The organism is Bradyrhizobium sp. KB893862 SZCCT0404, assembly GCF_018130885.1.
GTDB lineage: Bacteria > Pseudomonadota > Alphaproteobacteria > Rhizobiales > Xanthobacteraceae > Bradyrhizobium > Bradyrhizobium stylosanthis.
This window is the reverse complement of record NZ_JAFCLT010000005.1, coordinates 183,841-210,455: the sequence shown is the minus strand read 5'-3', so window position 1 is coordinate 210,455 and position 26,615 is coordinate 183,841. Positions and strand designations below refer to the sequence as shown.

Annotated in this window: 21 protein-coding genes, 1 tRNA gene, 1 pseudogene and 1 riboswitch; of the genes and pseudogenes, 11 read left to right on the top strand and 12 right to left on the bottom strand. The window is 67.3% G+C overall.

Annotated elements, in window-relative coordinates:
• The first annotated feature begins 15 nt into the window (after positions 1 to 15).
• Positions 16 to 681 (top strand): glutathione S-transferase family protein, encoded by a 666-nt coding sequence (locus JQ617_RS21600; RefSeq protein ID WP_212028054.1) that lies wholly within the window; start codon positions 16 to 18, stop codon positions 679 to 681.
• 116 nt (positions 682 to 797) lie between these two features.
• Here JQ617_RS21600 and JQ617_RS21595 read toward each other — a convergent pair whose 3' ends face one another.
• The gene (locus JQ617_RS21595; protein WP_212028053.1) at positions 798 to 2,093 is read right to left on the bottom strand and encodes an MFS transporter; all 1,296 of its coding nucleotides are present in this window, start codon (positions 2,091 to 2,093) and stop codon (positions 798 to 800) included.
• 98 nt (positions 2,094 to 2,191) lie between these two features.
• The gene (gene ggt / locus JQ617_RS21590) at positions 2,192 to 3,940 is read right to left on the bottom strand and encodes a gamma-glutamyltransferase (RefSeq protein WP_212028052.1); all 1,749 of its coding nucleotides are present in this window, start codon (positions 3,938 to 3,940) and stop codon (positions 2,192 to 2,194) included.
• A gap of 103 nt (positions 3,941 to 4,043) precedes the next feature.
• Between ggt and JQ617_RS21585 the strand changes: the two genes are divergently transcribed.
• Positions 4,044 to 5,429 (top strand): MFS transporter, encoded by a 1,386-nt coding sequence (locus JQ617_RS21585; RefSeq protein WP_212028051.1) that lies wholly within the window; start codon positions 4,044 to 4,046, stop codon positions 5,427 to 5,429.
• Between the two features lie 110 nt (positions 5,430 to 5,539).
• On the opposite strand, the gene purH is transcribed toward JQ617_RS21585, so the two are convergent.
• The 3 genes from purH to JQ617_RS21570 form a co-directional block, all read right to left on the bottom strand.
• Positions 5,540 to 7,132: a bifunctional phosphoribosylaminoimidazolecarboxamide formyltransferase/IMP cyclohydrolase gene (gene purH, locus JQ617_RS21580; RefSeq protein WP_212028050.1), complete on the bottom strand. Its 1,593-nt coding sequence runs from the start codon at positions 7,130 to 7,132 to the stop codon at positions 5,540 to 5,542.
• A gap of 24 nt (positions 7,133 to 7,156) precedes the next feature.
• Positions 7,157 to 7,238: riboswitch (ZMP/ZTP riboswitch) on the bottom strand.
• A gap of 59 nt (positions 7,239 to 7,297) precedes the next feature.
• Positions 7,298 to 9,016 (bottom strand): heparinase II/III family protein, encoded by a 1,719-nt coding sequence (locus tag JQ617_RS21575; RefSeq protein ID WP_186467244.1) that lies wholly within the window; start codon positions 9,014 to 9,016, stop codon positions 7,298 to 7,300.
• A 153-nt stretch (positions 9,017 to 9,169) separates the two neighbouring features.
• On the bottom strand, positions 9,170 to 10,516 hold the full coding sequence (locus JQ617_RS21570; RefSeq protein WP_212028049.1) for an RsmB/NOP family class I SAM-dependent RNA methyltransferase: 1,347 nt from the start codon (positions 10,514 to 10,516) through the stop codon (positions 9,170 to 9,172).
• 187 nt (positions 10,517 to 10,703) lie between these two features.
• Between JQ617_RS21570 and JQ617_RS21565 the strand changes: the two genes are divergently transcribed.
• Positions 10,704 to 10,901, top strand: a complete 198-nt coding sequence (locus JQ617_RS21565) for a DUF1674 domain-containing protein (RefSeq protein ID WP_212028048.1) — start codon at positions 10,704 to 10,706, stop codon at positions 10,899 to 10,901.
• A 68-nt stretch (positions 10,902 to 10,969) separates the two neighbouring features.
• Positions 10,970 to 11,559: pseudogene (locus tag JQ617_RS21560) on the top strand (thermonuclease family protein).
• Between the two features lie 53 nt (positions 11,560 to 11,612).
• On the opposite strand, the gene JQ617_RS21555 reads toward JQ617_RS21560, so the two are convergent.
• A complete protein-coding gene (locus JQ617_RS21555) occupies positions 11,613 to 12,128 on the bottom strand; it encodes a L,D-transpeptidase (RefSeq protein WP_212028047.1) in 516 nt (171 codons plus the stop codon).
• A 449-nt stretch (positions 12,129 to 12,577) separates the two neighbouring features.
• The gene (acs, locus tag JQ617_RS21550) at positions 12,578 to 14,524 is read right to left on the bottom strand and encodes an acetate--CoA ligase (RefSeq protein ID WP_212028046.1); all 1,947 of its coding nucleotides are present in this window, start codon (positions 14,522 to 14,524) and stop codon (positions 12,578 to 12,580) included.
• Positions 14,525 to 14,925: 401 nt separating this feature from the next.
• Between acs and JQ617_RS21545 the strand changes: the two genes are divergently transcribed.
• Positions 14,926 to 16,095, top strand: a complete 1,170-nt coding sequence (locus tag JQ617_RS21545; protein ID WP_212028045.1) for a DNA topoisomerase IB — start codon at positions 14,926 to 14,928, stop codon at positions 16,093 to 16,095.
• Between the two features lie 122 nt (positions 16,096 to 16,217).
• Here JQ617_RS21545 and JQ617_RS21540 read toward each other — a convergent pair whose 3' ends face one another.
• Positions 16,218 to 16,673 carry an SRPBCC family protein gene (locus tag JQ617_RS21540; protein ID WP_212028044.1) on the bottom strand — a complete coding sequence of 152 codons (456 nt, stop codon included), beginning with the start codon at positions 16,671 to 16,673 and terminating at the stop codon, positions 16,218 to 16,220.
• Positions 16,674 to 16,785: 112 nt separating this feature from the next.
• Between JQ617_RS21540 and JQ617_RS21535 the strand changes: the two genes are divergently transcribed.
• Positions 16,786 to 17,877 carry an adenylate/guanylate cyclase domain-containing protein gene (locus JQ617_RS21535; protein WP_212028301.1) on the top strand — a complete coding sequence of 364 codons (1,092 nt, stop codon included), beginning with the start codon at positions 16,786 to 16,788 and terminating at the stop codon, positions 17,875 to 17,877.
• Between the two features lie 88 nt (positions 17,878 to 17,965).
• On the opposite strand, the gene JQ617_RS21530 is transcribed toward JQ617_RS21535, so the two are convergent.
• From JQ617_RS21530 to tsaD, 4 genes are all read right to left on the bottom strand, one after another.
• Complete coding sequence (locus tag JQ617_RS21530) at positions 17,966 to 18,379, bottom strand: EVE domain-containing protein (RefSeq protein WP_212028300.1); 414 nt, start codon at positions 18,377 to 18,379, stop codon at positions 17,966 to 17,968.
• A 92-nt stretch (positions 18,380 to 18,471) separates the two neighbouring features.
• The gene (locus tag JQ617_RS21525; protein WP_212028043.1) at positions 18,472 to 19,587 is read right to left on the bottom strand and encodes an alpha/beta hydrolase; all 1,116 of its coding nucleotides are present in this window, start codon (positions 19,585 to 19,587) and stop codon (positions 18,472 to 18,474) included.
• Between the two features lie 115 nt (positions 19,588 to 19,702).
• A complete protein-coding gene (locus JQ617_RS21520) occupies positions 19,703 to 20,683 on the bottom strand; it encodes an NAD(P)H-dependent glycerol-3-phosphate dehydrogenase (protein WP_212028042.1) in 981 nt (326 codons plus the stop codon).
• Positions 20,684 to 21,757 carry a tRNA (adenosine(37)-N6)-threonylcarbamoyltransferase complex transferase subunit TsaD gene (tsaD, locus tag JQ617_RS21515; protein WP_212028041.1) on the bottom strand — a complete coding sequence of 358 codons (1,074 nt, stop codon included), beginning with the start codon at positions 21,755 to 21,757 and terminating at the stop codon, positions 20,684 to 20,686.
• A 152-nt stretch (positions 21,758 to 21,909) separates the two neighbouring features.
• Between tsaD and JQ617_RS21510 the strand changes: the two genes are divergently transcribed.
• From JQ617_RS21510 to JQ617_RS21490, 5 genes are all read left to right on the top strand, one after another.
• Positions 21,910 to 22,656: a uroporphyrinogen-III synthase gene (locus tag JQ617_RS21510; RefSeq protein ID WP_212028040.1), complete on the top strand. Its 747-nt coding sequence runs from the start codon at positions 21,910 to 21,912 to the stop codon at positions 22,654 to 22,656.
• A gap of 77 nt (positions 22,657 to 22,733) precedes the next feature.
• On the top strand, positions 22,734 to 23,987 hold the full coding sequence (locus tag JQ617_RS21505; RefSeq protein WP_212028039.1) for a COG4223 family protein: 1,254 nt from the start codon (positions 22,734 to 22,736) through the stop codon (positions 23,985 to 23,987).
• A gap of 37 nt (positions 23,988 to 24,024) precedes the next feature.
• Positions 24,025 to 25,845, top strand: a complete 1,821-nt coding sequence (locus JQ617_RS21500; protein WP_212028038.1) for a heme biosynthesis protein HemY — start codon at positions 24,025 to 24,027, stop codon at positions 25,843 to 25,845.
• A gap of 99 nt (positions 25,846 to 25,944) precedes the next feature.
• Positions 25,945 to 26,020 (top strand) — tRNA-Thr (locus tag JQ617_RS21495).
• Positions 26,021 to 26,170: 150 nt separating this feature from the next.
• Entirely contained in the window at positions 26,171 to 26,584 is a 414-nt protein-coding gene (locus tag JQ617_RS21490; RefSeq protein WP_212028037.1) for a hypothetical protein, read from the top strand.
• Positions 26,585 to 26,615: the final 31 nt, after the last annotated feature.

Sequence of the window (26,615 nt, the reverse complement as noted above, 5' to 3'; positions counted from 1 at the left end):
CCCCGGGGATCCACGATGCTGACCGTTCACCACCTCAACAACTCCCGCTCGCAGCGCGTGCTGTGGCTGCTCGAAGAGTTGGGCGTGCCCTATGAGATCGTGCGCTATCAGCGTCAGCCCGACATGCGTGCGCCGAAGGAGCTGCGCGCGATCCACCCGCTCGGCAAGTCGCCCGTCATCACCGACAACGGCAACACCATCGCCGAGTCCGGCGCGATCATCGAATATCTCATCGCCACCTACGGCAACGGCCGGCTGATCCCGCCGCCTGATACGCCGGAGCGGCTGCGCTTCACCTACTGGCTGCACTACGCCGAGGGCTCGGCGATGCAGCCGCTGCTGCTGAAGTTGCTGTTCACGCTGATGCCGAAGCGCGCGCCGGCGCTGCTGCGTCCCCTCGTGCGCAAGGTCTCGAACCAGGCGCTGACCGCGCTGGTCAATCCGCAGCTCAAGCAGCACATGCACTATTGGGAAGGCGAGCTTGCGAAGAGCGAGTGGTTCGCCGGCAACGAGTTCACCGCGGCCGACATCCAGATGAGCTTTCCGCTGGAAGCAGCACAAGCGCGCGGCGGGCTCGAGCAGGGCCATCCCAGGGCGATGGCGTTCCTGGAGCGTATCCATGCGCGGCCCGCCTATGCGCGCGCGTTGGAGAAGGGCGGGCCGTATCAGGTGGGGCGGTAGCTAGCCCCGTCATTCCGGGGCGGTGCGCAGCACCGAACCCGGAATCTCGAGGTTCTCAGGTGCGCAATTGCGCACCAGAGTTCACGCTTCGCGTGCCCCGGAACGACATCTCTCCGCTAATCCGCGTGCAGCACGCGGCCGCGCGTCTCCGGCAGCGCGAACGCGGCGATGAAGAACAGCACATAGGCCACCACTGCGAAGATCGCGATCGCGTTTGCGAGCGACGTCGTCGCCGACAGTGCGCCGACGAGGAACGGAAACAGCGCACCGATGCCGCGGCCGAAATTGTAGCAGAAGCCCTGGCCCGAGCCGCGCAGCCGCGTCGGATAGAGCTCCGTCAGGAACGCGCCGATCCCCGAGAAATAGCCCGAGGCGAAGAAGCCGAGCGGGAAGCCGAGCACCCACAGGATCTCGTTGTTCAGCGGCAGCTGCGTGTAGAGCAGCACCACCGCCATGGCGCCGATCGAGAAGATCAGGAACAAATTGCGACGGCCGATCCGGTCGGCGAGCCAGGCGCCGGTGAGATAGCCGATGAAGGAGCCGATGATCAGCGTCGACAGATAGCCGGTCGAGCCGACGATCGACAGATGCCGCTCCTTGGTGAGGAATTGCGGCACCCAGAACGTGATGGCGTAGTAGCCGCCCTGGCAGCCTGTCGCCATCAGCGACGCCAGCACGGTGGTCTTCAGGATCGGGCCGGAGAAGATTTCCCAGAGCGCCGGACGATCGCCGCTTGCGGCCTGCTTGGCACGGGCCTCGGCCGCGACCTCGGGCTCGGTGACGGAGCGGCGGATGTAGAACACCAGCAGCGCCGGCAGCGCGCCGATCACGAACATCCAGCGCCATGCGATTTCCGGCGGCAGCAGCGAGAACAGGATCGCCTGCGACAGTACCGCGAGGCCCCAGCCGACCGCCCAGCCCGACTGCACCGAGCCGACCGCGCGGCCGCGATATTGCGGCCGGATCGCCTCGCCCATCAGCACGGCGCCTGCTGCCCACTCGCCGCCGAAGCCGAGGCCGAGCACGGCGCGCGCGATCAGGAGCTGGTCGAAATTCTGCACGACGGCACAGACCAGCGAGAAGAACGAGAACCAGATGATGGTAATCTGTAGCGTCCTGACCCGGCCGATATGGTCGGAGAGATAGCCGCCGAGCCAGCCGCCGATGGCGGAGGCCAGCAGCGTCACGGTGCCCGCAAGACCTGCCGAGGCCGCATCGACCTTCCACAGCGCGATGATGGTGCCGATCACCAGCGGGTAGATCATGAAGTCCATGCCGTCGAGCGCCCAGCCCGCGGCGCAGGCCCAGAATGTCCGCCGCTCCGGCGCGTTCATGTCGCGATAGAAGGCGAGAAGGCTGGTGTCCTCGATCTCGGCGCGTTCGATGCGCTGGTTCGGATCGGCTGTGGTCATGTGCGTTTCCTCGGCTATTTCTCCAAAGCCGCGCGGTGGTAGCATGCGCGCCGGCCGCTGCAAGCAGGCCCGCGCTGCCGTGCCATGCACGGACGGGGCTACTGCCCCGCGGCTTCCGCGCCGCGCGTGCGCGGATCGGGCGCGCCGAGGGGACCGTTCGCCGTCACGAGAATCGAATTGGCGGAGGTCTGTCCCATCGGCTCGACGATGACGTGGTCCATGGCCTTCAGCCCGGACAGGACGTCGCCCGGGAAGCCGCGCTCGACGCGCACCTCATCCGGCATCCATTGATGGTGCAGCCGCGGCGCGGCCACGGCGGCGGCGACGTCCATCCTGTAGTCGAGGACGTTGACGATCACCTGAAGCACGGTGGAGATGATGCGGCTGCCGCCGGGCGAACCGGTGACCAGCACCGGCTTGCCGTCCTTCAGCACGATGGTCGGCGACATCGAGGAGAGCGGCCGCTTGCCGGGCCCGGGCAGATTGGGCTCGAAGCCGACGAGGCCGTAGGCGTTGGAGGCGCCGACCGCCGCGGTGAAATCGTCGAGCTCGTTGTTGAGCAGTACGCCGGTGCCTTCGGCGACGAGGCCGACGCCGTAGCTGAAATTCAGCGTATAGGTGTTGCTGACCGCATTGCCGCGGCTGTCGACGACGGAGAAATGCGTGGTGTTGCTGCCCTCGCGCGGCGCGTCGGCGGCGGACACGAGCTGCTGCGATGGCGTGGCGCGATCGACGGCGATGCCCGCGCGCAGCTTTGCGGCGTAGTCCTTCGACGTGAGCGTCTCGATCGGCGCCTTGACGAAAGCGGGATCACCGAGATAGCGCGCGCGATCCGCATAGGCGCGTTTCATGGCCTCGACGAGGAGATGCAGCGATGCTGGCGATCCCTGCCTGAGGTCGGCGAGCTGGAAGCCTTCGAGGATGTTGAGCGCTTCCATCAGCACCACGCCGCCGGAGGACGGCAGCGGCATCGAGACGATGTCGTAGCCGCGATAGGTGCCGCGTACCGGCGTGCGGATCACCGGCTGATAGGTCTTCAGGTCGTCCGTCGTCATGATGCCGCCGGCATCCGACAGCGCCTTGGCGAGCTTGTCCGCGACCGGGCCCTCGTAGAAGCCGCGCGCGCCCTGTGCGGCGACGGCCGACAGCGTCTCGGCAAGGTCGCTCTGCACCAGCCGGTCGCCTTCGCCGAGCGAGCTGCCGTCGGGCTTCGAAAAGATCCTCGCCGAGGACGGCCAGCGTGCGAGGCGCCGGTGCCAGCCCGGCAGGCTGTCGGCGATGTCGTCGCTGACGATGAAGCCGTCGCGGGCGAGTGCGATCGCGGGCTCGAGCAGTTGCGCCAGCGTGAACTGGCCCGAGCCGTATTTCTCCAATGCCAGCGCCAGCCCTGCGACGGTGCCGGGCACGCCGACACCGAGCGCGGAATCGCGCGACTTCGCGGCGTCGGGCTTGCCATCGGGACCGAGGAAGATCTGCGGCGTGGTCGCGGCCGGCGCGGTCTCGCGGTAGTCGATCGCGATGTCTTCGTTGCGTTCGGCGGAATGGATCACCATGAAGCCGCCGCCGCCGATATTGCCGGCGCGCGGATAGGTCACCGCCATGGCGAACCCGGTTGCGACCGCGGCATCGACCGCATTGCCGCCACGGCGCAGGATGTCGGCGCCGACCTGCGCGGAGATCTTCTCCTGCGCCACCACCATGCCGTGCTCGGCGGCAACGGCGCGCACCGAATCCAGCGGCGGCGGCATGTAGGTCCGCCGCGCATCCTGTGCGGTTGCGGGCGCAAGTTCAAACGCCAGAGTGGCGAGGAACGCAAAAAAACTCCGCCGGGTCCAGTATGACGACATTATCAAAATTCCGCCGTGGCCGCGGGCCAGTTCACACGCCTCTCCTTAATGCTATACCGTTTGCGCCAAGAGAGACAAAACTGTTCGTGATGAGGACTTCGGAATGACGACGATCGCCCACGATGCGCGCATCGCCGGGGCGCAGCGGACCTATCCGCCGCGCGCGGCTGTCGTCAGCTGGATCTTCTTCGACTGGGCCGCGCAGCCCTATTTCACGTTGATCACGACCTTCGTGTTCGCGCCCTATTTCGCCACCAGCATCGCGCCGAATCCGGCCACGGGCCAATCGCTGTGGGGCTTTGCAATGGCGGCCGCGGGTCTCGCCATCGCATTGCTGTCGCCGGTGCTCGGGGCCATCGCGGATGCGTCCGGCCGCAGGAAGCCCTGGATCGCGGCGTTCGGGACGCTGCTGGTGCTGGCCTCCTGCACGCTGTGGATCGGCAAGCCCGGCGATCCCTCAGTGATCCCGCCGCTGCTCACGGCGGTCGCGCTCGCCAGCGTCGGCGCGGAATTCGCCACCGTCTTCAACAACGCGATGATGCCGACCCTGGTGCCGCCGGAGCGCATCGGCCGGCTCTCCGGCACCGGCTGGGCCACGGGCTACGTCGGCGGCATCGTCAGCCTGATCATCGTGCTCGGCTTCCTCGCCGCCAATCCCGAGACCGGGCGGACGCTGCTCGGCTTCACGCCGCTGTTCGGGCTCGATCCCGCTACGCACCAGGGCGACCGCGCCGCGGGTCCGCTGACCGGGTTGTGGTTCATTATCTTCGTGACGCCGATGTTCCTGTTCACGCCGGACTATCCGGCGAAGCGTCCGGTGCGCGAGGCGCTGCGCGAAGGCCTGCTGGAGCTCAAGCAATCGATCAGAAGCCTGCCGCAGCAGAAATCGCTCGCGGCGTTCCTGCTCGCTAACATGATCTACACCGACGGCCTGGTGTCGCTGTTCGCGTTCGGCGGCATCTATGCTGCCGGCACCTTCGGCTGGCACACCATCCAGATCGGCACCTTCGGCATCATGCTCGCGATCGCGGGCACGTTCGGCGCATGGCTCGGCGGCAAGCTGGATGATCGTCTCGGGCCGAAGCGCGTCATCGCCGGCAGCCTGCTGGTCCTGCTGCTCGCCGTGGCGGCGATCCTGCTGGTCGACAAGGACAGCGTGCTGTTCGTCAAGGTGGCGCCGCCGCTGCCGGGCGCGCCGCTGTTCTCGAGCGCGGCCGAGCGCGCCTATCTCGTGCTGGGCTGTCTCATCGGCGCCGCCGGCGGGCCGTTGCAGGCCGCGTCGCGCACGTTGCTGATCCGCCTCGCGCCGAAGGACCGCATCGCGCAGTATTTTGGTTTGTTCGCGCTGACCGGGAAGGTGACGTCCTTCATCGGCCCGCTTCTGATCGGCGTGCTTACGGCGACCACGGCAAGCCAGAAGGCCGGCATGGCCGTGCTCGTGGTGTTCTTCGTCGCCGGGCTGGGGCTGCTGATGCGGGTGAGGGATTAGCCGCAGTCCGTAGCCCGGATGGAGCGAAGCGCAATCCGGGGCAGCCGTTGTGAGATTGCGAAACCCGGATTTCGCTGCGCTCCATCCGGGCTACGCTCATAACTGCGACCTCAGTGCCGGAAATGCCGCGTGCCCGTGAACACCATGGCGATGCCGTGCTCGTCGGCGGCCTTGATCACCTCGTCGTCGCGCATGGAGCCGCCGGGCTGCACCACGGCGGTGGCGCCGGCTTCGATGCAGGCGAGCATGCCGTCCGCGAAGGGGAAGAACGCGTCCGACGCCACGACCGAGCCCTTGGTGAGCGGCTCGGCGAGCTTCAGCTCGGCCGCCGCATCCTGCGCCTTGCGCGCCGCGATCCGCGCTGAATCCACGCGGCTCATCTGGCCCGCGCCGATGCCGACGGTGGCGAGGTCCTTGGCGTAGATGATGGTGTTGGACTTGACGTGCTTGGCGACCCGGAACGCGAATTTCAGGTCGCGCATCTCGGCGTCGGTCGGCGCGCGCTTGGTCATGACCTTGAAGGTCATGTCGTCGACCACGGCGTTGTCGCGGCTCTGCACGAGGAGGCCGCCCGCCACCGTCTTGGCGGTGAGGCCGGGCGCGCGCGGATCGGGCAGGCTGCCGGCGAGCAGCAGACGCAGGTTCTTCTTCCCGCCGATGATGGCGATGGCTTCCTCGCTGGCGTCGGGCGCGATGATCACCTCGGTGAAGATCTTCGTGATCTCGCGCGCGGTATCGGCGTCGAGCGCGCGGTTCATCGCGATGATGCCGCCGAACGCCGAGGTGGAATCGCAGGCCAGCGCCTTGCGGTAGGCGTCGACGAGGCTCGTGCCTTCCGCGACGCCGCAGGGGTTGGCGTGCTTGACGATGACGCAGGCCGCCGTGCGCTTGGCGTCGAACTCGCCGATGCACTCATAGGCCGCATCGGTGTCGTTGATGTTGTTGTAGGAGAGTTCCTTACCCTGGAGCTGCCGTGCGGTGGAGACGCCGGGGCGTTTGTCGGGCGTCGCATAGAACGCCGCAGTCTGGTGCGGGTTCTCGCCGTAGCGCAGCGACTGGATCAGCTTGCCGCCGAAGGCGCGGAAGTCGGGCGCGTCGATCTCGAGCTGCCGGTTGAACCAGTTTGAGATCGCGGCGTCATAGGCCGCGGTGCGCGCATAGGCCTTTGCCGCAAGCCTGCGGCGCAGCTTCAGCGTGGTCGCACCCTTGTTGGCGGCGAGCTCGTCGAGCACGGCCTTGTAGTCGTCGGCCTCGACCACGACGGCGACGTCGTCATGGTTCTTCGCGGCGGCGCGGATCATCGCGGGACCGCCGATGTCGATGTTCTCGATGCAATCCTCGAAGCCCGCGCCTTTGTCGACGGTCGCCTCGAACGGATAGAGGTTGACGACGAGCAGGTCGATCGGCGCGATGCCGTGCGCCTTCATTGCCTCCGCGTGCTCCTTGTTGTCGCGGATCGCGAGCAGGCCGCCATGCACCTTCGGATGCAGCGTCTTGACGCGGCCGTCCATCATCTCGGGGAAGCCGGTGAGCTCGGAGACGTCCTTCACCTTGAGGCCAGCGGCGGCGATCGCCTTGGCGGTGCCGCCGGTCGAGACCAGCTCGACGTCGTGCGCGGCAAGCGCTTTCGCGAACTCGATGAGGCCGGTCTTGTCGGAAACGGAGAGAAAGGCGCGGGTGACGCGGCGGGGATGGTCAGTCATGAGCAAGATCCTCTGTTCAGGGAGTGTCTATGCCCAGGCGCGCGGCGGATATGGCCCGCGCTTCCCGATGGTGCTCCATCCAAGGTCGCCAGTCGCGCGAACGAGCGCTCGATAGCAGCTTTTGGCGTTCGTCTCAACGGGTAGATAGGTCCGGATCGCGCCTGTTTACAGCGGAAGTTCCGGCTCCCGGCGGGCGTTGCGGCGCGCGTTGGTGACCGCCGGCGAGGCCGTGGAGCGGACAAAGCTCCAGCGGATCGAGGGCGCCTGCCGCGCGTCCTGCCGGATCACGATCTGCGCGGTGCGGCGCGGGCCGTCATTACCGGCGAGGAACACGCTGTCCTCGAGGTCCACCTTGTCGTCGAGGGCCTCGAAGGTCCAGACGTCGCGGTTCGGCAGCACCAGCATGACGCCGCGGGCGTCCGACAATCGGCTCGCCTTCACTGCGGGATGCAGGTGGAAGCGCAACGCGAAATCGGCGTCCGCGCCCTTGAAGCGTCCACCCTGCGGCGGCGACAGCGTGTCCTCGCCGTCGATGCGCGCGCCGTCATTGGCGATCATCAGGACGCGGCGGTGGATCGCGCCGAACTTGGAGAGATAGCCGTCATGCGACGTCGTCAGCAGCGTGCCGTTCTGCACGACCTCGCGATAGCTCTCGACCTCGACCGGGCCGCTGGTGACGGGCGCACCGTGCAGCAGCCGCTTCATCGCCGACATCTCGACGAACTGGCACGAGGACGTCTCGTGATAGGTCAGCGTCGAATGCGCAGCGGTGCCGCGCGCGAACGGCCGCCAATTGTCGCGGCCCGTGGTCGGCATGCCGCAATTGGTGACGATGCGGCTGATGCCGGAGGACAGTTCGAACGACAGGCAGCCGGCATGGGCGTCGTGGCTGACGCCGGCCGGCGGCGGCGGGCCGGTGTCGATGATCAGCGTGGTCTGGCCGGCATCGAGGCGCTGGAAGCCGGTATGCGGCATGTTCGCCATCGGCGCGCCGTGGGTGTCGTCATAGGCGAGCAGCGTGGCGAGCAGGTCGGACGGTGTCGCGCTCATGCCGTTGAACAGCGCGAAATTTCCGTCGCCATGGCGGAAGAAGCGCAGCATCGGCATCATGCGGTCGATCGCGTTGAGCAGCGCCGGCGGCGGCGCGATGTTGCGCGCGGCGAAGGTCTGCCGCAGCGGCAAGAGATCGATCAGCAATTCGATCAGTGCGCCCGGATTGCGCGAGATGTGGCCGCCGTCGGGCAGGATCTGCCGTTGCAATTCGTCCGACAGCTTCTTCGAGGCGCTGCGGATGTGGCGCGCCTGGTTGGCGAGGCACAGCGCGGAATAGCACAGCGCGATCAGCACCTGCAGCTTCGGCACTCCGTCCGGAATGTCGACCATGGTGTAGCGCAGGAAGCGGATCTCGCGGGCGAGCGCGCGCAGATAACGGCGGTAGAACTTGTTGTCGGTGTCGTTGAGCACCAGCGGCGCCTGCGACAGCAGCGAGATCACGCGGCGCGCCAGCACGTCGGCGCGGCGCGCGACGGGGCGGCGCTTGTTGGCGGGGTTGGCGATCCAGTCCTCGACCAGCGCGCGGGCATTGGCCCGCGTCAGCGCGGTGTCGGCGGCGCGCAAATGGCGCAGCCAGCCGAAGCCGAGCAGCGCGACCTCCCAATCCTCCGACGGCGGCTCAAGATCGAAGATCGAGCGGCCGTGGCAATTGACGATCTTGCCGGCGAAGACGAAGCGGCCGGCATAGATCTCGGCGGCGCGCGTCGCATCGGCGGTGCGTAAGTCATGCGGCGCGATGATCAGCCGGTCGGTGCGTCCGGGCCAGACCCGCGAGAGCGCAACCGAGCCGCCGCTCGCGCGCGCGAGCACGTTCCGCGCGAAGCGGTTCATGACCAGCGTCGAGATACGTCTGCGTTGAGCGACCGACACGCCTTGCCTTGAAGGGGAGGATTCCGACGAATCCTTATTAATCCCAAAATCGGTCGCCTGACACCACCTTGAACGGGACGAATCAGTGTCGGAGTTGCAAAAACCGGTGCAAAATCAGGATTTAACGAGCCGGCTTGCGTAGAATCCGTCGAGCCCGCCGAGCTTGGGATCGGCGTTCGGCAGATGGCTGGGCAGGGTGCGCAGGTCGCCGTCGGCGGTGATGATTTCGGCGAGTCCGGCGACCTCCGACGCTGTGATCGGGACGCGGCGAAGCGCGGGCTCGGAGGCCAGCAGCGCGGCCACGGCCTGCTCGCCCTCCTCGGGTTCCAGCGAACAGGTGCAGTAGACCAGCGTGCCGCCCGGCTTGAGCAGCGAGACGGATTTCTTCAACAGCCGCTGCTGGAGTGCGGTCAGCGCGGCGATGTCGGATTCCTGGCGGAGCCAGGCGACATCGGGGTGACGGCGGATCGTGCCGGTCGAGGTGCAGGGCGCATCGATCAGGATACCGTCGAAGCCCTCAGGCGGGCCGGCCCACTCCACGGCGTCAGCAACGACGGTCTCGGCCTGGAGCGACAGCCGCGTCAGGTTCTCGCGCAGCCGCGCCACCCGGGCGGGGGAGCGGTCGATCGCGGTGACCTGCGCGCCGGCCTGCGCCAGCTGGGCGGTCTTGCCGCCGGGCGCGGCGCAGAGATCGGCGATGGACTTGCCCTTGATGTCGCCGAACAGCCGGGCCGGCAATGCGGCGGCGGCGTCCTGCACCCACCATTGTCCTTCGGCGAAGCCGGGCAGCATCGTCACCGAGCCGTGCAGCAGCATCCGCACCGTCCCGGTCGGCAGCGTCTCGCCGTGCAGGCGGCTCGCCCATTGCGCGGCATCCGACTTCACGGTGAGATCGAGCGACGGCTCGTGGCCAAGTGCCAGCGCCATGTCGCGCGCGGTCGCCTCGCCGTAATGCGTGCTCCAGCGCGCCAGCAGCCAGGGCGGCAGATCCAGCGATTGATTGGCGACTTCGTCAACCAGCGCCTTGCCCTCGCGCGCGCAACGGCGCAGCACGGCATTGACGAGGCCGGCATAGCGCGCGGCGCGCCGGTCGGATTGCACGAGGCGGACGGAGAGATCGACCGCGGCGTGATCGGGCACGTCCATCCAGAGGATCTGTGCGGCGCCGATCAGCAGCGCGCTTTGCGCGCGGGGCGCGTCGGAAGGGATGCCCTTGTCGAGCAGGCGGGACATCACATGGCCGAGCGTGCCGAGCCGGCGCAGCACGGTGGCGACCAGGCGGCGCATCAGCGCGCGGTCGCGGTCGGCCAGCGTCTTCAGTCCGGGATGGGCGCCGCCGCCGTCAAGCTGATCGTCGAGCGTGCGGTGCTTGTGCAGCACGCCATCGACGATATCGGCGGCAATCCGCCGCGCCGCAAGACCAGGCACTTCGGACGGAGGGGCAAAACGTTGAGAGGGCATGCGGAAACAAGGTTCTGAGCGAGCGGCAGTTCCGCCGATATGGGCGCATGCCTAGAGGAGTCGATGTGTGGCACGCGAATATGCCAAATGTAAGAATGGCCTCTCGCGTTTACAGCCCACTATCGCCATTTCAGCAATGCGATATTTGACCTCGCACGCATCGTGATCCTGCGCTAGGAACCGCTTGATGAGTGATCAGCCCTCCGTTCCCGATCGCAAGCAGCTATCGCCGGCCGCCCAGCGTGCGCTGGCCGAGGCCGAGGCGCGCCGGCAGGCTGCTGCTGCGCATGCGGAAGCGGCGCCCAAGGAATTGCAGGGGCCAAAGGGGCCCGAGCCCACCCGCTATGGCGATTGGGAGCGCAAAGGTATCGCCTCGGACTTCTGAGGCGCCGTTTCACGCGCCGGTTTCACGTGCTCTTGCCGGCTCAGCCGACTCAGCCCTAGCGTGCGCGGATGCCGCGCTTCGATCCCAGCCATCCCTACCGGTCCTCCTACCGCGGCTCGCCGTTTGGCCGCCGCTTCTCCGGATTGCTGCCGTGGATGTTCGTGGTCGGCATCGCGGTCGCGATCGTGCTCACGTTCCGGCACGGGACAAACTGGCCCATTCCGCATGCAGACGACGGACAGTCGCGCGATGCCGAGATTGTTATTCAGCGCGCCGGTCATCCCGATAGCCGCGAGGCAGTGGACGTCATCCGCACCACGGCGATACCTTTCTCGCGCGCGTTCGTCCGCGCGACGGCCGCGACCTCGTTGTCCGCGTTCGCCTGCGCGGCATCGATGCGCCCGAAATGAAAGCGTCCTGTCAGGACGAGCTCGACAAGGCCGAGGCCGCCAGCGCTGCGCTGCGCAATCTGCTTGGCCAGGGAGGCGTGACGATCTTCAATCTCGGCCAGGATAAATACGGGCGCGTGCTCGCCGACGTCGCGACCAAGCGCACCGCCAACGTCTCGGCCGCGCTGCTCGCGGGCGGTTACGTGCGCAGCTACAATGGCGGCCATCGCGACGGCTGGTGCGCGCGCGGCTGGCGCGTCTGGCAATAAAAAAAGCCGCGTCGATCGACGCGGCTCTTTCAACTCTTTGGGATTTACGGCGATCAGCGCGTCACGACCACCGTCGTGCCGACGGAGACGCGGCCGTAGAGATCGGTGATGTCGTCGTTGAGCATGCGGATGCAGCCATAGGAGACGAAGCCGCCGACCGAGCCCGGCACGTTGGTGCCGTGGATGGCGTATTCGCCGCCGGAGAGCGTCATCGCCGCGACGCCCATCGGGTTGCGCGGCGAGCCGCCGGGAATGACGTCGGGAAGCTGCGGCTTGTCGCGCTTCACCTCGGCGGGCGGCGACCATGCCGGGTTGCGGTACTTGCCGTCGATGCGGGTGGTGCCGGCCCACTGCTTGCCGGACTTGCCGACGCCGACAGGATAGCGGACGGCGTGGCCGTTATCGAGGATCAGATAGAGTTTGCGCTCGCTGGTTTTGACCACGATGGTGCCCGGCGAATAGTCGGCGAGGTGGGCCCCCACCATTTCCGGCCGCGCCTCGGCTGCGGTCGACATCAAGACCCCTGCCCCGATGGTGGCGGCCAGCGCCACAGCAATCCTCATCGACATCAATGCTTCCCTTCCGTTGCCCCGAACGGGTCGTCCAAATCTACGCAAACCCGGAAATTGCCCGCTCGCCCACACAGTATTAACCGCGCCCGTTAACCGGATGGTTTCCAAGCGCGGCCGCCAGGGGCGGGCCGGCAGGGGGAACAAAGGAAATGTTCGAAATAAAGTAAATGACTTGAAAACAACACTCGGCGGGAAAGATACCGGCGCGCCGTCACGCGCGCTGACAAGCGCGTGAGGATGTGAACCGCGGTTGTTTTGAGGGTGCGGGCGCGAAAGGCAGGCGCGTGTCCCGGACGCGCTGCAGCTTGCGCTGCTGCGCGGAGCCGGGACCCAGCTCTTTCTTTGCGCGGACCGATGGGCCCCGGCTCTGCAGCGCACCGCGACTGGACGATGCCTAGCATCGCCAGGGGTCGGCGCTGCGCTGCGTCCGGGGCACGAGAGTTTTCCTACGCCGACTTCTTGTTCTGCCGGTTCTTGACGAGGTCGTCGACCACGGCGGGATCGGCGAGCGTCGAGGTGTCGCCCAGGCTGCCCGGTTCGTCCTCGGCGATCTTGCGCAGGATGCGGCGCATGATCTTGCCGGAGCGGGTCTTGGGCAGGCCCGGCGCGAACTGGATCTGGTCGGGCGAGGCGATCGGACCGATCTCCTTGCGCACCCAGGTCACGAGCTCCTTGCGCAGCTCGTCGGTGGGCTGCACGCCGGCCATCAGGGTGACATAGGCGTAGATGCCCTGGCCCTTGATGTCGTGCGGGAAGCCGACGACGGCGGCCTCCGAGACCTTCTCATGCGCGACCAGCGCGCTCTCGACTTCCGCGGTGCCCATGCGATGGCCGGACACGTTGATGACGTCGTCGACGCGGCCGGTGATCCAGTAATAGCCGTCGGCGTCGCGCCGGCAGCCGTCGCCGGTGAAGTACTTGCCCTTGTAGGTCGAGAAGTAGGTCTGCTCGAAGCGGGCGTGGTCGCCATAGACCGTACGCATCTGGCCCGGCCACGAGCGCGTCAGGCAGAGGTTGCCCGTGGTCTCGCCTTCCAGCACCTTGCCGTCGGCATCGACGATTTCAGGCACGACGCCGAAGAACGGCTGCGTCGCCGAGCCCGGCTTCAGCTTGGTCGCGCCCGGCAGCGGCGTGATCAGGATGCCGCCGGTCTCGGTCTGCCACCAGGTGTCGACGATCGGGCAGCGGTCGTCGCCGACGACGCGGTGATACCATTCCCAGGCTTCGGGATTGATGGGCTCGCCGACCGAGCCGAGCAGGCGCAGCGAGGCGCGCGAGGTCTTCTTTACCGGCTCGTCGCCGCTCTGCATCAGCGCGCGGATCGCGGTCGGAGCGGTGTAGAAGATGTTGACCTTGTGCTTGTCGATGACGTTCCAGAACCTGGAATTATCCGGGTAATTCGGCACGCCTTCGAACATCAGCGTGGTCGCGCCGTTGGCGAGCGGCCCGTAGAGAATGTAGCTGTGGCCGGTGACCCAGCCGACGTCGGCGGTGCACCAGTAGATGTCGCCATCGTGATAGTCGAAGACGTATTGATGCGTCATCGAGGCGAACACGAGATAGCCGCCCGAGGTGTGCAGCACGCCCTTGGGCTGGCCGGTCGAGCCCGAGGTGTAGAGGATGAACAGCGGGTCTTCGGCATGCATGTGCTCAACCGGGCATTCGGTCGTCACCATCTTGGCGGCGTCGTGATACCAGAGATCGCGCGACGGATTCATCTCGACCTGGCCGCCGGTGCGCTTCACCACGACGACCCAGTCGACGCCGTCGGCCTTGGCGAGCGCGGCGTCGACATTGGCCTTCAGCGGCACCTTCTTGCCGCCGCGCAGGCCTTCATCCGCGGTGATGATCACCTTGGACTGGCAGTCGTTGATGCGCTGGGCGAGGCTGTCGGGCGAGAAGCCCGCGAACACCACCGAGTGGATCGCGCCGATCCGCGCGCAGGCCAGCATCGCATAGGCGGCCTCGGGGATCATCGGCAGGTAGATCGTGACTCGGTCACCCTTCTTGACGTTACGGGTGCGCAGGATGTTGGCCATCCGGCAGACCTCGTCGTGCAGCTCCTGATAGGTGATGTGCTTGGACTGCGAGGGATCGTCGCCTTCCCAGATGATCGCGGTCTGCTTGGCGCGCTTGGGCAGATGCCGGTCAATGCAGTTGTAGGCGACGTTGAGGATGCCGTCCTCGAACCATTTGATCGAGATGTTGCCGGGCGCGAAGGAAACATTCTCGATCTTGGTCGGCGCGTGCATCCAGTCGATGCGCTTGGCCTGTTCGGCCCAGAACGCGTTCGGGTCCGAGATCGAGCGGGCGTACATGTCCTTGTACTTGGCCTGGTCGATCCAGGCGCGCTTGGCCCATTCCGCGGGGACGTCGTAGATCTTCTCGGACATGCTTCCCTCCAGATACGGCAAGCCGAGCACAGGTGACTGGCGCGCCGACTTCATCGTTGAACCGATTATGCGTCGGGCTAACCGGGCCCGACAAGGAGCACAAGCTGAACCTTCGGCGAGCCGCCGGCCATGCGGAGAATCAAGCCACAACCGCCGGCTGTCGCAAATCTGAAACAGGCCGGGAGACGGCTTTCGGCTCTTTACCCAGTTCGCCGGAATAGGCCTGTGCACGGCGCCCATGCGTCGCAGGAGGTATTTAGAAACCGCTTCTCACTGATTCGGGACTCGCAATGCGGTTCGGAACACCCTAAGTGGCTAACCCGGGTCCAAAGAGACCCGCAGGGAACAAACAATAGAACAGCGGCATTGAACGGTAACAGACAGGGCCAAGGCGTAACACTATGATGGATCAGCAGAATCTCGGGACGATGCGGCCCGCTTCGGCCGATCCTGCTGCCATTGCGCTGGCTAAAGCCCTCGGACAATGGCCGAAACCGGCCGGTTCCACCCGTCCCAGCCCGAAAAAGGCGTTCGACTCGGCCTCCCCGGCGGCGGTCGAGGCACTCGCCAAGGAGCTGGGCCTGCGGCTCGGCGACCAGAACGAGCTGACCATCCGCCGTATCCGGCGCGGCAAGGGCTATTCCTTCGTCCGCCCCAACGGCGCCCATATCCGCGACGCCCGCACCATCCGCCGCCTGCACGCCATGGCGGTGCCGCCGGCCTATCGCGAGGTGCGCTACTCCGCCGATCCGAGCTCGCATCTCCAGGCGGTGGGGCGCGATGCCGCGGGCCGGCTGCAATATCGCTATCACGCCGACTGGGAGAAGGTCCGCGAGCACCGCAAGGCGCATCGCCTGGAAAAGCTCGTCGGCGCGCTGCCAAAAATCCGGCGCAAGGTCTCGGCGTTCCTGTCGGGCGACGAGCCGACGCGCGAGTTCGCGCTCTCGGCCGTGATCGAGCTGATCGCGCGCACCGCGATCCGTCCCGGCAATGAATCCTATGCCCGCCTCAACGGCACCCGCGGCGCCACCACGCTGCTGAAGGCCAATGTCACGCTCGAAGAGGACAGCTTCGTGCTGACCTTCAAGGCCAAGGGCGGCAAGGCGGTGCGCAAGGAGTGCGACGCGGCCAAGCTGGTGCGCGCCATCGGCATTCTGCAGGGCGTTCCCGGCAAGCGCATGTTCCAATATCGCGATGCCTACGGCATCGTGCGCGCGGTCAGCACTACGCAGGTGAATGCGTTCCTGCGCGAGATCGCCGGCATCAAGATCTCGCTGAAGGATTTCCGCACGCTGATGGCGTCCGCCGTCGTGGTGGAATCGCTGTCGCGGATCACGCCGGCGACCAGCCAGCGCGGGCGCAAGAAGCAGGTGCTGGAGGCGATCCGCGCCGCCGCCGACAAGCTGTCGAACACGCCGGCGATCTGCCGCAAGAGCTACGTGCACGACACCATCGTCACCGCCTTCGAGGACGGCATCCTCGAACGTTTTGCGGCGACGATGAAGGGCCAGCGTTCCCAGGCGCGGCGCGAGCAGCTGCTGGCGCAGGTGGTGGCGACCGCGGCGGTTTAGCGGCGTGCTGCCGTAGCAGCACTGCTCTCGTAGGGTGGGCAAAGGCGCAAAGCGCCGTGCCCACGATCTCGCGATTGAGGCACGAGTGGTGGGCACGCTTCGCTTTGCCCACCCTACGAGAACTACGACTTGGTCGTGACACCCCTGTCCGGGCCGGGATCCTTGCCGCTGGCTGCGATCGTGAGTCGCTCCAGGTAATGCGCCCACCCCGTCGCATGCGCGGCCGCCTGCGCTTCGCTCGGCAGCCCGCTATGGGTCATGCGCAGCAGTGTGCCGCCGTCGCGTTCGATCAGGTCGATCTCGATCAGGCTCGAGCCGGGCGGCACTTCCTGGCCGCCCTCCCAGCCGAACGTGTAGGCGAGGCGATGCACCGGCACGACCTCGCGGAACGCGCCGCGGGCGGCGCCGTCGCGCGGACCGATGCCTTTCAGCAGATAGAGCCCGCCGGGATGCGGCTCGGTGGTCGCGTCGGATCCCATCCAGCTCAGGATCTTCTCGGGGTCGGTGAGATAGGCGAAGACGGTGGCACGCGGGGCCGCGATCTGGGTCTCGCGTCGTACGACGAACGGTTCGGTCATCGGCGATCATCCCTGGTCCTGCCTTGAGCAGACCATGGGACATGGCGGCGGCGCGGCGCTCCGTCAAGGATTGCCCGTGACAAACACCACCCTGCTTCGTCATCATCGGACCATGCAACTTGCCCCGACCCTCGCCTGGCTCGTCGATGCCGCCCAAGATTGTTCCGGGGCTGACCGCCTGCTCGCGGAACTCGGCGCGCATCTGGTCGCCGACGGCGTGCCGCTGGCGGCGGGCGCTCTGACGCTGGACGTGCCGCATCCGCTGATCGCGAAGCGGACGTGGTTATGGCGCGCCGAAAGCGGCGAGGTGATCGAAGCACTCGGCTTCGCACCGGGCGGGCTTGCGCCCGATCCGCCCAACGACGCCGGCCGCCGCTGGCTGCGCGACGTCGCGGGCGGCGAGGTGCACGAAGACGCCGTCGGACGATCCGATGGGCCGCTGCTCGGCTGGATCGGACCGCGTCCGTTCACGGCGGATGAGATCGAACGATTGCGCCAGGCCGCGCGCTTCGCCGCGACGCCGCTTGCCGTGCTTGCCGCGCGCGCCACGTTGCGGGCGACGCTCGATGCTTACCTCGGCAAGCGCAGCGCGGAGCGGGTGCTGGCGGCGCCGCTGCGGCGCGATCTCGGCGAGACCATCCAGGCCGCGCTGCTCTATGCGGATCTGCGCAATTTCACGACCTTGTCGGAAACGACGCCGCCGGCCCAGGTCATTGCGGCGCTCGACGCCTGGTTCGACCGCATCGCCGGTGCGGTTCACGCCTTCGGCGGCGAAGTATTGAAATTCATCGGCGATGGCGTGCTCGCGATCTTTCCGGTGCTCGAGGCCTCGCCGCGCCGCGCGTGTGATGCCGCCCTGCGTGCTGCAAGCGCCGCCGAAGCCGGGATGGCCTATCTCAACAAGGAGCGCGGTGCCCAAGGGTTGCCGCCGCTCGCGTTCGGCGCGGCGCTTCATCTCGGCGAAATGCTGTGGGGCAATATCGGCGCCGCCAACCGGCTCGACTTCACCGCGATCGGTCCCGCGGTCAATCTCGCCAGCCGGCTCGAAGGATTGTGCAAGCAGCTCGGCCGGACCGTGCTGGTGTCGGGCGCGCTTGCTGCCGAGACCGAGATGCCGTTGATTGCACTCGGACCGCATTCGCTGCGCGGCATCGCAGTGCCTTGCGAGGTGTTTGCGCTGGCGGAGCGGCAGGCTGGCTCGTAGCCCGGATGGAGGAAGCGTAATCCGGGACGGTCTTTCCGAATGCGCGAATCCCGGATTGCGCTGCGCTCCATCCGGGCTACGGCAACGCCTACATCCCGCCCATCTTGCACACGAGCTTCCACTCTTCCGCCGTCACCGGCTGCACGGACAGGCGCGAATATTTCACCAGGGCCATGTCTTTCAGCTTCGTCTCGGCCTTGACCGCGGCCATCGTCACCGGCGTCTTCAAGGGCTTGTCGGCCTTGATGTCGACGCAGACGAACTTTTCCGTTTTGTCGGTCGGGTCGGTGTAGGCTTCCTTGATGATCTCGACGATGCCGACGATCTCCTTGCCCTCGTTGGAATGATAGAAGAACGCCTTGTCGCCCTTCTTCATGTTCACGAGGTTCTGACGGGCGGTGTAATTGCGCACGCCGGTCCAGGCTTCGCCCTTGGCGCCCTTCGCGACCTGCTGGTCCCACGACCACACCGACGGTTCGGATTTCACCAGCCAGTAGTTCATCGCCATCTGTCCCGTTCCTGATACGCCGCCGCGATGTTTAGGGCACGCGGATGCCCGCGACAAGCGCGGGCATCCGATATCCATCGCGGTGCTCACTCCTTCAGATGTCGATCGAAGAATTTTGCGATATCGGTGAAGGCTTCCTTCGTCTCCGGCGCGCTGATGTTGAACTGGTACTGCGCGTGAGACTGGCCTTCATAGACGTTCAGGTCGGCGGTGACGCCGGCGCGCCGCAATTTGCGATGGGTGCGAACCGTGTTGCTGAGGAACAGGTCGCGCGTGCCCGAGGTCAGGATCGTCGGCGGGAAGCCCTTGAAGTCGCCATAGATCGGCGAGATGTAGGGGTTCTTCAGGTCGGTGCCGTTGGCATAGAGCTTTGCGGCGCGGCCGAGCCAGCCGTCCCAGGTCACCAGCACGTTGTCGACCCACTCATTGCTGGCATAGGTGTCGCCGACCTTGTCGATATCGGACCACGGTGTGCCCGGCGCGATCGCGGCCGGCTTCGGCAGCTTCTCGTCCTTGGCCCGCAGCACCATCGCCAGCGTCATCGCCCCGCCTGTCGACGTGCCGAAGATCGCCATCCGTCGCGCGTCATGCGTTCTGGTGACCTCCTTCCAGACCGCCATCGCATCGTCCATCGCGGCGGGATAGGGGAAGTCGGGCGGCATCCGGTAGTCGACCGAGATCACCTTGAAGCCGCCGAAGCCGGCCATCATGATCGCTTCCGGCAGCGCGGCTTCGCCGGGCCCGAACACATAGCCGCCACCATGGACATGGACCAGAAGGCGCCGCCGGTTCTCCGGCGGGATCCTGTTCGGCGTCACGACGAAGCAATGCACGCCGGCGATCTTCGTCTCCTCGACCTTGACGCCGAGCTTCTCCTTCATGGCCGGAACGTTCGCGATCGACAGCTTTGCGCGACGGTCGATCAGCTCTTTCCATTCGCTCGCGGATTTCGGATCTGCATTGAAGTGCGGCGGAAACGGTGCGCCGATCATGGCCTGCATGTCGGAGCTGACGTCGTTGGAGGGATTGACGATCGACTTGACGGGTGCGACCCGCTTGCCGTTTTCGGCATTGGCGGCCGCCTCGTTCTTGGCGAGCTCGTCATAGGAGACCGCGGCCTGAGCGCAGGCTGCGGTCGGCAGTGCAATGGCAGTGAGTGCGGCGATGGCGATCGAAACGATCGCATGATGCGGTTTGCGCATGCGTTCTTCCCCTGGATCCGCTTCGTTGTTGTTGGACCGGGATCCTGCGGTGTGGCGCTAGGCTAGACCAGCGTGCAGAGGCCGTGAAGTGCTACCTGCGAGGCGAGGGCGCGCTTCACTCCTCGGCCTTGAACGGCCGCGTCAGCAGCCCCTCGATCGCGGCATCGATCGTCAATCTGCTGTCGAGGATGGCGGCGACGGCTTGCGAGACCGGCATGTCGACATTCGCGGCCGCCGCGAGCTCGACCAGCACCGGCGCGGTGAAGGCGCCTTCCGCGAGCTTGCCGGCCGGCGCCGCCTCGCCGCGCCCGAGCGCAATGCCAAGCGCGAAATTGCGCGATTGTGCGGTCGAGCAGCTCAGCAGGAGGTCGCCGAGGCCGGAGAGGCCCGAAAGCGTTTCCGCACGCGCGCCGCAGGCACGGCCGAGCCGCGCCAGCTCGCTGAAGCCGCGCGTGGTCAGCGCGGCATGTGCAGAGGCCCCGAGCTTGCGGCCGACCACGATGCCGGCCGCGATCGCCAGCACGTTCTTGGCCGCGCCGCCGATCTCGACGCCGCGGATGTCGGTGGAGTGATAGGGGCGGAATGTCGGCGAGCCCAGCGCCTGCACCAGGCGGCTCGCCAGTGCTTCGTCCTTCGCCGCCAGCGTCACCGCGGTGGGCAGGCCGCGCGCGACGTCGTCGGCAAAGCTTGGCCCCGACAGGATCGCCGGCTGCGCATGCGGCGCAGCTTCCGCGATCACGTCGGTCATGAATTTATGGGTGCCGTGCTCGATGCCCTTGGCACAGGCGACGACCGGGACAGGCTTTGCGAGATGCGAGGCCAGCATGTTGACCGTGCCGCGCAGGTGCTGCGCCGGCGTTGCGATCAGCAGCATCTCCGCGCGCGACGCCTCCGCGAGATCGCTCGTCACCACGATCTCCGGAGCGATCCGCACGCCGGGCAGGCGCGGATTGTCGCGGGTCGATGCGATCCGCGCGGCGTGCTCGGCATTGCGGGCCCAGAGGGTGACGTTCCGCCCTGCCCGCGCCGCCACCAGCGCCAGCGCCGTCCCCCAGGCGCCCGCGCCGATCACCGCAACGGATTGGAACGCGGTCATCTAATATCCCGCCCGCGTCTTGCCGTAGCCCGCGGGTGCCGTGGCATTGGCGTCGAGCAGCCAGCGTGCACGCGGTTGCGCTTCCATCGTATCGGTCAGGCCGAGCGCGAGGCGCTCGGCACCGGCCCATGCGATCATCGCGCCGTTGTCGGTGCAGAGCGTGGGCGGCGGCATGATCAGTTGCGTGCCGGCCTGTCGCGCGACCTCATGCAGCGCGCCGCGGATCGCCTGATTGGCGGCAACGCCGCCGGCGGCCACGAGCGCGCGCGGCGCGCCGAACTGCTCGCGGAAGAGCTTGAGGCCGACGCCAAGCCGGTCGGCCGTCGAATCCAGCACCGCGGCCTGGAAGCTCGCGCAGAGATCGCTGATGTCCTGCGACGTGATCTCGGGCAGTCGGCTCGCTTCGGTGCGCACCGCCGTCTTCAATCCCGACAGCGAGAAATTGGCGTCGGGACGTCCCTGCATCGGCCGCGGGAACGCAAAGCGCGTGGCATCGCCGCTCGCGGCGGCACGCTCGACCTGGGGGCCGCCGGGATAAGGCAGGCCCAGCATCTTCGCGACCTTGTCGAAGGCCTCGCCGATGGCATCGTCGACGGTGGTGCCGAGCCGCACATATTGGCCGACGCCGGTGACCGCGACGATCTGGGTGTGGCCGCCCGAGGCGAGGAAGAGACAGTAGGGGAAATCGATGCCGTCGGTGAGGCGCGGCGTCAGCGCATGCGCCTCCAGGTGGTTCACCGCGACCAGCGGCGTGTCATGCACCATCGCGATCGCCTTCGCGGTGGTGAGCCCGACGATCACGCCGCCGATCAGCCCCGGCCCCGCGGCCGCCGCGACGCCGTCGAGCTGGGCATAGTCGATGCCGGCCTCGTGCATAGCGCGGTCGATGATCCCGTCGAGCACGTCGACATGGGCGCGGGCGGCGATCTCCGGCACCACGCCGCCGAAGCGGGCATGCTCCTCGACCTGCGACCGCACGATGTTGGACAGGATCTTGCCGCGGCCGCCCGGCGCGCGCTCGATCACCGCCGCGGCGGTTTCGTCGCAGGTGGTTTCGATGCCCAATACCAGCATTGGCGAATCGTTATCCAATTTGCGCCCTTGCACTGATCCGCAAAGCGGAGTTCTGGTAATCCGGTAGCATTCCGGGGTTGGCTTGCGCAATCGTCACGAAGCAAGCCATCCCGTCGAATGCCTCACCGTTACGCGGTTCGGGAACACGAGCGATGTCCATTCTTGTCACACGGCCGCATCCCGACAATGAGGCGACGGCGGGAAATCTGCGCGCGCGGGGACATGTGGTGCTGCTCGCGCCGGTCCTCAAGTTCGAGCCGGTCGCCTTTCACGACGAGAGTGAAGCGGGCTATGGCGCCGTCATCGTTACGTCGGCCAATGCGATCCGCGCCATCGCGCCGCAATTGCGGGACCTTGGCCTTCTGGAGCTGCCGCTGTTCGCGGTCGGCGAGCACACCGCTGCTGCTGCGCGCGACGCCGGCTTTGGCGAGGTCATCGTCGCGGGCGGCGATGCCGCTTCCTTGCGCGAGAAAATCATTCGAAGCGCGCGCGACAAGGTGCTGAAGAAGAAAAGCACGCTGCTCTATCTTGCCGGCGCGGATCTGTCGCGCGATCTCGGCGGCGAGCTCGACGCGGAAGGATTCAACGTGGTCACGCAGACCACCTATCGCATGGCGCCGGTCAAGCATCTGCCGCGCGAGGTCTGCGAGGGCTTCGCGGCCCACGGCGTCGAGGCGGTGTTGCACTACTCCCGGCGCAGTGCGAGGGCGTTCCTGGATGCGGCGCGGGATGAGGGCGTCGAAATCTCGGCGCTGGCGATCCCGCAATGCTGCCTGTCCGAGACGGTCGCGGGCGTGCTGCGCGATGCAGGTGCCTCGCAGGTTCTGGTGGCCGCGACGCCGGACGAAAATGCCTTATTTGACACCTTGGAGCGTGCTTTGCGTACCCGTTTGGCGTAAGAGGTCGGGCCCAATCCGGCGCGATTTAGGTCCACCCGGGATCTGTGTAAGGTATGGAAGTGTGAGGAACCGTCACGATGGCCGACGACAAGCCTGAAGACGCAGGATTGGCTCCCGACACCGGTCGTGCCAAGCGCACCCCGCCTACCATCGATCTGGAGGCAACCGAAGTCTCGACCCAGCCGCAGGACGTTGCGGGCGAGCCCGAGGCTCAGCCGGCGGCCGAGCAGGCCGCGCATGACGAGGTCAAGATCGAGGAGGCCAAGTCAGAGGCGGAGTTAGAGGCCAAGCCGGAGCCTCAACCCGAGCCAACGCCCGAGTCGGCCGAGGAGCAGCCGTCCATTGCGCCCGCCGCCGCCTCGCGGCCGGTTTCCCCCTGGATCATCGCACCGTTCTCCGGTGCTGCGGCCGCAGCGGTCGTGATCGGCGTCGGCTGGATGCTGGGCTGGCCCGCCGTGCAGGCTCCGCCGGCCGCGCCGCAAGTGACCAGCGCGACGGTCGATGCGCTGAGCGGGCGCGTCGCCGCGGTCGAGGCCAAGGCCGGCAAGCCCGTCGCCGATCCCGCCATGGCGGCGCGGATCGACGCGCTGGAGAAATCGGCGAGCGCCCTGCGCAGCGACATCGCCAATCTGCGCGCGCAATCCGACAAGACCGCGGGTGCGCTGAATGACGCAAAGTCCGCGGCGCCCGTTGCATCGCCTGATCTTGCCGCACTCGCCGACCGCGTCACGCAGCTCGAGCGCGCCAGCAAGACCGAACGCGCCGAGCTCGCGCAGCAGGGCGAGAAGATCGCCGAGACAAAGAAGCTGGACGACAAGCCGCTGCGCTTCGTGGTCGCAGCCACCTTGCTCGACGTCGCCGTGCGCCATGGCGATCCCTATCAGTCGCAGCTGTCCGCGGCGCGGTCGCTCGCCGCCAAGCCCGAGATGCTGAAGCCGCTCGATACGTTCGCATCGTCGGGCATCCCGACGCCGGTCGCGCTGAGCCGCGAGCTGCTCGCCATCGTGCCGAAACTGTCGCCGCCTCCGGAGGCTCCGGCCGCGAATGCCGGCCTCGTGGAGCGTCTGCAGGCGGGTGCATCGAAGCTCGTTCGCATCGAGCGCACCGACGGGGTCGGCAATGATCGCGGCGCCATCGTCGCGCGGGTGACGTCCGCGGCGCTGCGCAACGATTTCGTCGAGGCGCGGCGCGAGCTGAAGACGCTGCCCGAGGCCGATCGCGTGCCGGCGCAGGGCTGGCTCGAGAAGGCCGACGCCCGCGACGCCGCGCTCGCCGCGTCCCGCAAATTCGCCGACGATGCCATGGCGGATCTCGCCAAGTCTACGCAGTAAGATTCGCGCAACAATCCGCGCGTAATTAGGGATCGCCATGCTTCGCATCGTCCTTTTCCTTGTCTTGATTGCGCTCGCAGGCGCGGGCTCGGCCTGGGTTGCCGACCAGCCCGGCGAGGTCGTGCTGACCTGGGGCGGCTGGCGAGCCTCGCCGACCATTCCGGTGTTCGTGCTCCTTCTCGGCGTGTTTGCCGTGGCGATCGTGCTGCTCTGGAGCATCCTGACCACGATCTGGCGCACGCCGGGTCGCATGCGCCAGCGCCGTCACGAGAAGCGCCACGCGCGCGGCCGCCAGGCCATCACCCACGGCCTGCTCGCGATCGGTCATGGCGACACCGCGCTGGCCCGCCGCCACGCCGAAGCAGCGCGGCGGCACGCGCCGAACGATCCGCTCGCGCTGCTGCTGCATGCGCAATCGGCCCAGCTCGAAGGCAATCGCGACGAGGCCCAGCGCGTCTTCCGCGCCATGGCCGAGCGCGAGGACACGCGTTTGCTCGGCCTGCGCGGCCTGTTCATCGAGGCGCAGCGTGCCGACGATGCTGTTGGCGCCGTGATGATCGCGGAGGAGGCGATCAAGCTGTCGCCGTCCTCGACCTGGGCCTCGCATGCGGTGCTCGGCTTCCGCTGCGCGCGCGGTGACTGGAGCGGCGCGCTCGCGATCCTCGAGTCGAACCTGTCCACCGGCCTGATCGACAAGCCGACCTATCGTCGCCAGCGCGGCGTGCTGCTCACGGCGCGCGCGCTGGAATTGGAGAGCATGGACCGCGACGTCGCGCGCGAGAGCGTGATGGAGGCGATCAAGCTGGCGCCGACCCTGGTGCCGGCCGCCGTGCTCGCCGCGAAATTCGAGAGCGAGGCGCATCAGGTGCGCCGCGCCATGAAGCTGGTCGAGGCCGCCTGGCTCGCCAATCCGCATCCCGATCTCGCGGACGCCTATGCCCATGTGAAGCTCGGCGATTCCGCGCGGCAGCGCCTGCAGCGGGTCGAGACGCTCGCGGCCAAGACGTCGGCCGACAAGCCCGGTCATGTCGAGGGCCAGCTCGCGATCGCGCGCGCCGCGATCGACGCTTCGGAGTTCGCCCGCGCGCGCGCGGTGCTGGCGCCCTATATCAACGATCCGACCCAGCGCGTGGCGATGCTGATGGCCGAGATCGAGCGCGCCGAGCACGGCGATAGCGGCCGTGCCCGCGCCTGGACCTTGCGCGCCGTGCGCGCCCGCCACGATCCGGCCTGGACCGCGGACGGCTATGTCAGCGACCGCTGGCGCCCGGTCTCGCCGGTCACCGGCCGCCTCGACGCCTTCCAGTGGCAGACGCCGGTCGCGAGCCTTCCCTCCGACAAGGGCCCCACGATCGAATCCTCGGCCTTCGAGGAGGCCATGCTGGCTGCCCCGCCGCCGAAGCGGGTGACGGCGGCTCCGAGCGAGAGCCCGGTGGAACCGGCCGCTCCGGCTCCCGCGCCCGCCGCTCAGGACAATTCTCCTCGTGCTGAGGCCGCCAAGGAAGTCGTCCCGGAAGCGTCCAAGGGCGTCGCCAAGGAGACAGCCAAGGAAACCGTCAAGGAAACCGTCAAGGAAACCGTCAAGGACGAGCCGGTCCTGGCGCCCGCCGAGCCAGCCAAACCGGCCCCCGAGCCCACCGAATCAACGCCGGTCGCGGCCACCCCGGTGTTCCGGACCCGCGCCGACCTCGGCAAGCCCGCCCCTGCCCCGATCCCCGCCGTCATCCCGATCGTCCGTGCGCCCGACGATCCCGGGATCGATGACGAGGGGCCGAGCGATGAATTTACGGAACAAATCGGCACGCCAAAGGCCCAGGCCGGCGGCTGGCGCGGATTCTGGTCCCGCTGGGGGGCGTGAGGCGGATTTCGAACCCCGCTTGTTCTTGCCAATTCGGGCCATGCCCGATATCAGAAGCGCGCGTATCGGGGCCGGCATTGCTTTGGTCCCGGCAAGGTTGCCGCAATAGCTCAGTCGGTAGAGCACGTCATTCGTAATGACGGGGTCGGGGGTTCGAATCCCTCTTGCGGCACCAGCCTTCGCTGGCTTTGCCAGCTTCGGCCCGGCAAGCCGACACTCTCTCACTGCCGATCCTGCTCGATCACAGTCTCGGTGAGGTCTGTCACATAATCCTGCGCCCCCACTCCCGTAGTGTCCGCATCAGGCAAACACGGGGAGATTTCACATGCGCAAGATCGTTCTGGTCGCCGCCATGATCCTGGCTTCTGCATCCGCCCATGCAGGCGACCGCAGCCTGTCGCTGTCCGGAATGGCCGGGCAGTCCGCCGCTCCGCAAGCCGCGCCGATCGCCACGCCCGCCTCGCAGGTGAGCGAAGTCGCACCGGTGGCCGAGGCGCCGAAATATTCCGATCGTCCGCCGGCAGTGTCGTTACCTCCCGTGCCCGCTGCGGCGACCGTGCCTGCTGCAACCGCAACCGCGACCACGACCACGGCCACGACCACGACGGCATCGTCGCCGGCGCCGGTCGCGACCACCAGGCCTGCGAAGACGGCAAGGGCGGAGAAGCCGAAGCACAAGCGCGAATGGACCGAGCGCCGCATCATCAGCGAGCTGCATCGGCACGGCATCTACTGGTAAGGCGGCTGCGTCCTCAACTCTCGCCGTAATG

What these genes read in the sequence shown, in the direction of transcription:
- JQ617_RS21570 (WP_212028049.1), bottom strand. Translation starts at nt 10,516, where the DNA reads ATGCCCTCTCAACGTTTTGCCCCTCCGTCCGAAGTGCCTGGTCTTGCG.
- JQ617_RS21520 (WP_212028042.1), bottom strand. Translation starts at nt 20,683, where the DNA reads ATGACCGCGTTCCAATCCGTTGCGGTGATCGGCGCGGGCGCCTGGGGG.
- JQ617_RS21540 (WP_212028044.1), bottom strand. Translation starts at nt 16,673, where the DNA reads ATGACCGAACCGTTCGTCGTACGACGCGAGACCCAGATCGCGGCCCCG.
- JQ617_RS21595 (WP_212028053.1), bottom strand. Translation starts at nt 2,093, where the DNA reads ATGACCACAGCCGATCCGAACCAGCGCATCGAACGCGCCGAGATCGAG.
- JQ617_RS21500 (WP_212028038.1), top strand. Translation starts at nt 24,025, where the DNA reads ATGCTTCGCATCGTCCTTTTCCTTGTCTTGATTGCGCTCGCAGGCGCG.
- tsaD (WP_212028041.1), bottom strand. Translation starts at nt 21,757, where the DNA reads ATGCTGGTATTGGGCATCGAAACCACCTGCGACGAAACCGCCGCGGCG.
- JQ617_RS21555 (WP_212028047.1), bottom strand. Translation starts at nt 12,128, where the DNA reads ATGTCGATGAGGATTGCTGTGGCGCTGGCCGCCACCATCGGGGCAGGG.
- purH (WP_212028050.1), bottom strand. Translation starts at nt 7,132, where the DNA reads ATGACTGACCATCCCCGCCGCGTCACCCGCGCCTTTCTCTCCGTTTCC.
- JQ617_RS21565 (WP_212028048.1), top strand. Translation starts at nt 10,704, where the DNA reads ATGAGTGATCAGCCCTCCGTTCCCGATCGCAAGCAGCTATCGCCGGCC.
- JQ617_RS21525 (WP_212028043.1), bottom strand. Translation starts at nt 19,587, where the DNA reads ATGCGCAAACCGCATCATGCGATCGTTTCGATCGCCATCGCCGCACTC.
- JQ617_RS21530 (WP_212028300.1), bottom strand. Translation starts at nt 18,379, where the DNA reads ATGAACTACTGGCTGGTGAAATCCGAACCGTCGGTGTGGTCGTGGGAC.
- ggt (WP_212028052.1), bottom strand. Translation starts at nt 3,940, where the DNA reads ATGTCGTCATACTGGACCCGGCGGAGTTTTTTTGCGTTCCTCGCCACT.
- JQ617_RS21510 (WP_212028040.1), top strand. Translation starts at nt 21,910, where the DNA reads ATGTCCATTCTTGTCACACGGCCGCATCCCGACAATGAGGCGACGGCG.
- JQ617_RS21600 (WP_212028054.1), top strand. Translation starts at nt 16, where the DNA reads ATGCTGACCGTTCACCACCTCAACAACTCCCGCTCGCAGCGCGTGCTG.
- JQ617_RS21545 (WP_212028045.1), top strand. Translation starts at nt 14,926, where the DNA reads ATGATGGATCAGCAGAATCTCGGGACGATGCGGCCCGCTTCGGCCGAT.
- JQ617_RS21575 (WP_186467244.1), bottom strand. Translation starts at nt 9,016, where the DNA reads ATGAACCGCTTCGCGCGGAACGTGCTCGCGCGCGCGAGCGGCGGCTCG.
- acs (WP_212028046.1), bottom strand. Translation starts at nt 14,524, where the DNA reads ATGTCCGAGAAGATCTACGACGTCCCCGCGGAATGGGCCAAGCGCGCC.
- JQ617_RS21585 (WP_212028051.1), top strand. Translation starts at nt 4,044, where the DNA reads ATGACGACGATCGCCCACGATGCGCGCATCGCCGGGGCGCAGCGGACC.
- JQ617_RS21490 (WP_212028037.1), top strand. Translation starts at nt 26,171, where the DNA reads ATGCGCAAGATCGTTCTGGTCGCCGCCATGATCCTGGCTTCTGCATCC.
- JQ617_RS21505 (WP_212028039.1), top strand. Translation starts at nt 22,734, where the DNA reads ATGGCCGACGACAAGCCTGAAGACGCAGGATTGGCTCCCGACACCGGT.
- JQ617_RS21535 (WP_212028301.1), top strand. Translation starts at nt 16,786, where the DNA reads ATGCAACTTGCCCCGACCCTCGCCTGGCTCGTCGATGCCGCCCAAGAT.